5 protein-coding genes (1 of these 5 running past the window's edge) are annotated in these 6,125 nt (G+C 46.0%); 3 read left to right on the plus strand and 2 right to left on the minus strand.

Translation table 11 applies throughout. The annotated features are described in order from the left end of the window. Window positions 1-12 precede the first annotated feature (12 nt). On the minus strand, window positions 13-429 hold the full coding sequence (locus tag ACXAC1_RS08010; RefSeq protein WP_475060689.1) for a hypothetical protein: 417 nt from the start codon (window positions 427-429) through the stop codon (window positions 13-15). 223 nt (window positions 430-652) lie between these two features. Here ACXAC1_RS08010 and serA point away from each other — a divergent pair, with 223 nt between their 5' ends. Further along, the gene (serA, locus tag ACXAC1_RS08015) at window positions 653-1,882 is read left to right on the plus strand and encodes a phosphoglycerate dehydrogenase (protein WP_475060692.1); all 1,230 of its coding nucleotides are present in this window, start codon (window positions 653-655) and stop codon (window positions 1,880-1,882) included. A 65-nt stretch (window positions 1,883-1,947) separates the two neighbouring features. Here serA and ACXAC1_RS08020 read toward each other — a convergent pair whose 3' ends face one another. Then, window positions 1,948-3,918, minus strand: coding sequence for a methyl-accepting chemotaxis protein (locus ACXAC1_RS08020; RefSeq protein ID WP_475060695.1), 1,971 nt, complete (start codon window positions 3,916-3,918; stop codon window positions 1,948-1,950). A gap of 313 nt (window positions 3,919-4,231) precedes the next feature. Here ACXAC1_RS08020 and ACXAC1_RS08025 point away from each other — a divergent pair, with 313 nt between their 5' ends. Both ACXAC1_RS08025 and ACXAC1_RS08030 read left to right on the plus strand, forming a co-directional pair. Continuing rightward, window positions 4,232-5,344, plus strand: coding sequence for an extracellular solute-binding protein (locus tag ACXAC1_RS08025; protein WP_199462681.1), 1,113 nt, complete (start codon window positions 4,232-4,234; stop codon window positions 5,342-5,344). Window positions 5,345-5,420: 76 nt separating this feature from the next. Continuing rightward, window positions 5,421-6,125 carry the 5' portion of an ABC transporter ATP-binding protein gene (locus ACXAC1_RS08030; RefSeq protein ID WP_475060698.1) on the plus strand. Its footprint extends 378 nt past the window's final position, so only the first 705 of its 1,083 coding nucleotides appear in the window; its start codon is at window positions 5,421-5,423; its stop codon lies off the right edge, out of view.

Consider the following 6,125-nt stretch of genomic DNA (forward strand, 5'->3'; position numbering starts at 1 on the left):
AAATGGTCTTGTCTAAGCGGAAAAGTCGATGGTCTGTCCCAGTGCAGAGTCGGGACTGATGTTGTATTGAGAAGCTACGCTGGCACTTTGACTGCTGTTCGATGGTGCTGCATTCAATGTGCTGCCTGAAGATCCGTTAACTTCCGCTGCTACAGAAGAATTGTTAGCCGTTGCATTTGCTCCGAATTGAGAGGCTGCTGTGGTGTCTGCTCCAACATCCGTTTCGTTAGTCTGAGCTACTGTTTGTTGCGCGATGCTATCTTGTGCCAATTGCTGAGCTTGTGGTGACAACGTAACGGCAACGTCCACAGAGGCTGGGGCACTAGCAGGTTGAGTGCTTGTGTTCTCCGTGCTGGATTGAACAGCTGGAACGTTAAGCTCATTTTCATACGGGCTAACATAGCTGTTGTTGATACCTTCGATGGCCATAGCGCACCTCTTCGTTTAACTTTTGTACAGCTTCATTCTAGTGTCGAAGTACGCCCCTTGCCAGTTAAAATGCGTAGCTAAGGTGTAAATTCTTGTGGAATTGAGGAATACTCCCCTTTAGATGAGTGACTTTCCGGTTTCTTTGGGTTTGCCGCATAAACTAGTGTGTTAACATAATGCCCAAAATTCCCCCACAAAAAACCATAGAGACACGAAAAAAGCCATGAGCAACACTTCTTTAGAAAAAGCAAAAATCAAAATTTTGTTATTAGAAGGCGTGCATCAGTCAGCCATTGAGGCGTTGAATGCCGCTGGTTACGAAAACATTGAGTACCATAAAACCGCTCTGCCAGAAGATGAGCTGATTGAGAAAATCTCCGAAGCACACTTCATTGGTATCCGCTCCCGTACACAACTGACAGCAAAAGTGCTTGAGCACGCAAATAAGTTGGTTGCGATTGGTTGTTTCTGTATTGGTACCAACCAAGTGAATTTAGAAGCGGCTTCTAGCAAAGGTATCGTAGTATTCAATGCGCCGTACTCTAATACACGTAGTGTTGCGGAATTGGTACTTGGTGAGTTGATTTTGCTTTTACGTGGCATTCCTGAGAAAAATGCGGTTTCCCACCGTGGTGGTTGGATGAAGTCTGCGGTTGGCTCTTTTGAGACACGTGGCAAGCGTTTAGGCATTGTTGGTTACGGTAGTATTGGTACTCAGTTGAGCGTGTTGGCTGAGTCGTTGGGTATGGAAGTCTGCTTCTACGACATCATCACTAAGTTGCCATTAGGTAATGCACGTCAAGTGAAGTCTCTAGAAGAATTATTGTCTACCTGTGATGTGATCTCTCTGCATGTGCCAGAAACTCCAAGCACTAAGATGATGATTGGCGCGGAAGAGATTGCACAAATTAAGAAGGGCGCAATCTTCTTAAACGCTTCTCGCGGTACGGTAGTCGACCTTGAAGCATTAGCTGAATCAATCAAGGCAGGCAATATTGCTGGTGCAGCGATTGACGTATTCCCAGTGGAGCCGAAGGGTAATGCGGAAGAGTTTGTATCACCGCTACGTGGCTTGGATAATGTTATTTTGACGCCGCACATTGGTGGTTCGACAATGGAAGCTCAGGAAAACATCGGTGTTGAAGTGGCGGTGAAACTGATTCAGTACTCGGACATCGGTACAACAACGGCTGCAGTTAACTTCCCTGAAGTGGCACTGCCTGCGCAAGCGGATACGCACCGTATTCTTCACATCCATGAAAACCGTCCAGGTGTATTGTCTAAGATTAACTCTATCTTCTCTGACAATGGCATTAACATCTCTGGCCAATTCCTTCGTACGACCGAGAAACTTGGTTACATGGTGATGGAAGTGGATGCGGACATGGGTGAAATTGCATTAGAGAAAGTGAAAGAAGTCGATGGCACGATTAAGGCCCGCGTACTTTTCTAAGCTCTTATATGTAGCAAGATGAAAAAAAGCCAGCATATTAGTGCTGGCTTTTTTATGTCTAAAGGTTAGCGAATGCCCAGAGTTGAGGTGATATCATCGATTTTTTGTCTGACATTCGTTGTCATTTGCGCTAAGAATCGTTCTGATTCATCCGCTTGAGAGCGAACCTTTTCGACGGTTTCTGTCAACAGGCTGACGCTACGCTTTTGGTCTTCGGCATAGCCTGAGGCTTTGCGTGATAGGACAGTCGACTGATGAGACTTTTCCTGCACTTCTTGCGCTGAATGTCCTAAGTCGAGTGTCAATGTACGTTGTTCGGAAGAAGATGACTCAATAAGCTGTAAATTTTTGCGTAAGTTGGTGGTAGAGCTGGTTAATGAGTCGAAAATCGAGGTAATCTCCTTAAGTGAGTGCTGAGTTCTTCCTGATAGGGTGCGAACCTCATCAGCGACCACTGCAAAACCTCGTCCAGTTTCACCTGCGCGAGCTGCTTCAATTGCCGCATTCAGTGCTAGTAAGTTGGTTTGTTCTGCAATGTCGCGAATGCCGCTGACAATAGAGTTGGCACTCGATACGGAGCTTTCTAAACTTTCAAGAGCCGATTTGCTGTTGTCTAGTCGTTCCACAGTGATGTTGTTGGCCTCTTCAAGTCGTGCAACTTGCTTGGAGCTAAGCTCCATCGCGACACTTGTGTCATTGGCATAGCTTTCCACTTCTTTTGCCCTGACTTCTGCTTTATTGGCCAGTACATCCACATGAGATGCTTGTTCGACCGTATGCTCTAGAGCGGCTTTGGAGGCAACACTGATCTCGTGTACCTGACCAAAGGCGTTGAGCATTTCATTCAACGATGTGGAGATATTTTTAAGCTCAGTATCTCGTTGTTGGCGCTGTACAGCGATTTGCTCAAGATAGCGATTTAGATAGCGGGCGACGTCAGATAACTCATTTTTACCATTCGATACGGTGAGTGTATGAATGTCATCGCTTTCAACCAGTGCCTTGACCGCGTTGTAAAGATCTTTGGCACTTTGTACGACCACTCGACTTTGAAAGAGGTGAGCAACAATAGTGGTCAGCACCATCACGATTACGAACGCACCAAAAGCAATGAGGGTGTTTCGCTCAGTTTCAGCTGTGGCGGCTTGAATGGTCGCGGTACCTTTTTCTAAGTCAGAACTGAGTCCCTCAATCAACTCACGCATGGCAGTCTTGGCTTGATTTACTTGTTCTATGACCGCGAGGCTGTTGTCGATATCTTTTAGATAACGGTTTGACCAAGTGTTTAGCTCGCTCTTTGTTTCTTCGAAAGCATCAGATACTTCTTCGTTTTCTTCACTGCTGCCCCAGCCCATTAGTGCGGAAAGATCATCGGCACCACTGCCTTCGTTGGAGTCGGCTATTTGCCAAGCTGGTAACGAGGTAAGGCGCTCCACTTGAGCGATCAAAGTGCGATTCGCTTGATCGACAAGTGTTCGGTTTTCGGTCGTTGAGCTGTTTAAGTAGTCTTTTGTCGCCTGTTGTAATGAAACCAGTGCGGCAAAAATGTTGGCTTGGCTAACTAAATACTGCATCTTCACTGAAGACTCTACCGTGTCACCAGAATCATTAATGGTTTGGTTTAAGTAGGCGAGAGAGAGCAACATTTGGCGCTCATTGTTTTCAATTAAGGCATATGGATTTCCTGACAATTTACCTGCGGCGCGCACGTCGGTTTGCAGGCTTTCTACAATGGCGCTAAATCGAGCGTTAAGCGATGTTTGCAGCGACTCAGGAAGCGGCGCAAGCATTGGTTGAATATCGTCAACAATGAAGGCTTCTGATTCTTGCAAAAGTGATGCTTCACCCGATGTGAGGTAGCGTTCAATTTTCTGCTCTAGTTTGATCGCAGAGGCTTCCCATACCTTATTGAACGTACTGTTTTGCTCAAAAGCCATCCGATAGCTTTGCGTACTCCAGAGCAAAAGCGCCGCTAAAGCGACAGCGATCACAAAATAACTGATGGTTGTTGCGCGTGTGACGTGGGAAATTTTCAAGATATGCTCTCTACTTTCTAGGAAATGAGACGATGGGGGTAACAATATTATGAAAATGTGACAGATATGTTTCAGTTGCTGGGTAATGTAGCGAAATGTACGCTTCATCCCTTTAGTGTAGCGATATGTAAGTGGGTGCTAATGTTTTGAGGAGCAAGTGATCCTGTCCATTTGGTCTAGATTTTGATTGACTGTTCATTTTTTCGTCACTAAATTGACACATTAGCCACCAATAATTGAACACCTATTTAATAATAAGGTGGCTTCTGACTTCCACTTGGAAACAAATGTCACAAGGATACAAGGAGCAATCATGAGCATCTCTCGTCGTCAATTTCTTAAAGGGGCCTCTGTTGCAGGCGCAGTTGCCGCAACCCCTTTTTCCATCAGCAAAGCTGTTGCCGCGAATAAAGAACTGAAGATTTATGCGTGGGCGGGCTACATTACTGATGAAATGTTGGCAGATTTCAAAGCAAAAACAGGTATCAATGCAACGTTTACACCTTATGGTACGAACGATGAGTTGATGAACTCCCTTCGAGCAACGGATGGTACAGGCTTTGATATCATCATGCCGACCGTTGACCGTGTGCCTGGTTATGTGGACTACGACTTGGTGCAGCCGCTTGATACAACCCGTATCAAATGGGACGGTTGTCTAGAAAGCGCGATGTCTGGTTCAGAAGTCGGTGGTGTTGTGGAAGGTAAGCGTTACTTTGCTCCATCTGATTGGGGCACGGAGGCGATTGCTTATCATAAAGACTATGCCGACGTGGATCCGAAGAATTTAAGTTATGGTGACCTTTGGAAACCTGAGCATGCAAGTGGTGTGACGGTACGTGGTCATTCTGCCTTGGTTGGGATTGGTTTGTGGTTAGAGAAAATGGGTAAGCTGCCTTTCCCATTGCTTGAGTCATACAAGTCTGAAAAAGCCATGCGTGCCAACTTTGATGTCATTCTTAAAGAAGCGGTTGCTCACAAAGATATGATTGCTCAGTTCTGGTCAACAGAGAATGAAGCTCAGGGTGCATTCCGTACCAACGGGGCAGTCATCGGTCAAACATGGGATAGTACTGCGTTCAAATTGGGCGAAGAGGGTGAGCCGATTGCCTACGGTGCGCCTAAAGAAGGTGCCCTTGCCTGGATGGAAGGCTTTGTTATTCCGAAAAATGCAAACAACGTTGATGCGGTGTACGAGTTTATTAACTGGTATTACACGCCTGAAGCGGGTGCGATGTTCGTCAAAGCAACCGGCTACAACTCTACAGCAAAAGGTGCTTCAGAACTTCTTCCGGAATCGACGAAAGCATTCTTCAACAACTCATACTCTCAACAAGATTTAGCGAATCTGTGGTGGTGGCCTATTCAGGAACCTTGGTACGTTGCGCTGCGTAACGAATACCAAGACCGTTACCTATCTGCCTAGGCTGTTTTCACCCTAATAAAGCCTGCTGAGTATTCAGCGGGCTTTTCGCGTTTCAAAAATAAGATTGAGAGGAAATATGGACAGCAGTGTTCACTTAGATAATGTCGTTATGCAGTTTGGTGACTTTACCGCCGTTCAGCAAATGGATCTTAAAATTGAGTCAGGAGAGTTTTTTAGTTTTCTAGGCCCTTCTGGCTGTGGCAAAACCACGATTCTCAATATGGTAAGTGGCTTCCTCGAGCCAACAAAGGGGGCTGTGCGCATAGGTGGTCAAGATATGCGTGGTGTGCCGGCGAATAAGCGCCCAACCTCAATGATTTTTCAAAACTTGGCGCTTTTTCCTTTGATGACAGTTGCTGAGAACATTGAGTTTGGTTTGGAAGTTCGTGGCGTATCCAAAGTTGAGCGTCGAAAAACCTCAGATCGTCTACTTGAATTAGTGGCCTTAGAAGGCAGTGGAACCAAGAAAGTATCAGAGTTATCTGGTGGTCAAAAGCAGCGTATCGCTATCGCTCGTGCCTTGGCGGTCGAGCCGCAGGTGTTGCTGTTAGATGAACCTCTGTCTGCATTGGATCTGAAATTACGCCAGCATATGCGCACGGAGTTAAAAGAAATTCAGCGTAAGACAGGGATAACCTTTATTTATATAACGCACGATCAAGGTGAAGCCCTGACGATGTCGGATCGTGTTGCGGTGATGTCCGCCGGCAAACTACAACAAGTCGCGGATCCTATTTCTCTTTATAAGCAGCCAGATACGGCTTTTGTGGCATCCTTTGTT

It is taken from the genome of Marinomonas sp. AWM4_232 (assembly GCF_056158325.1).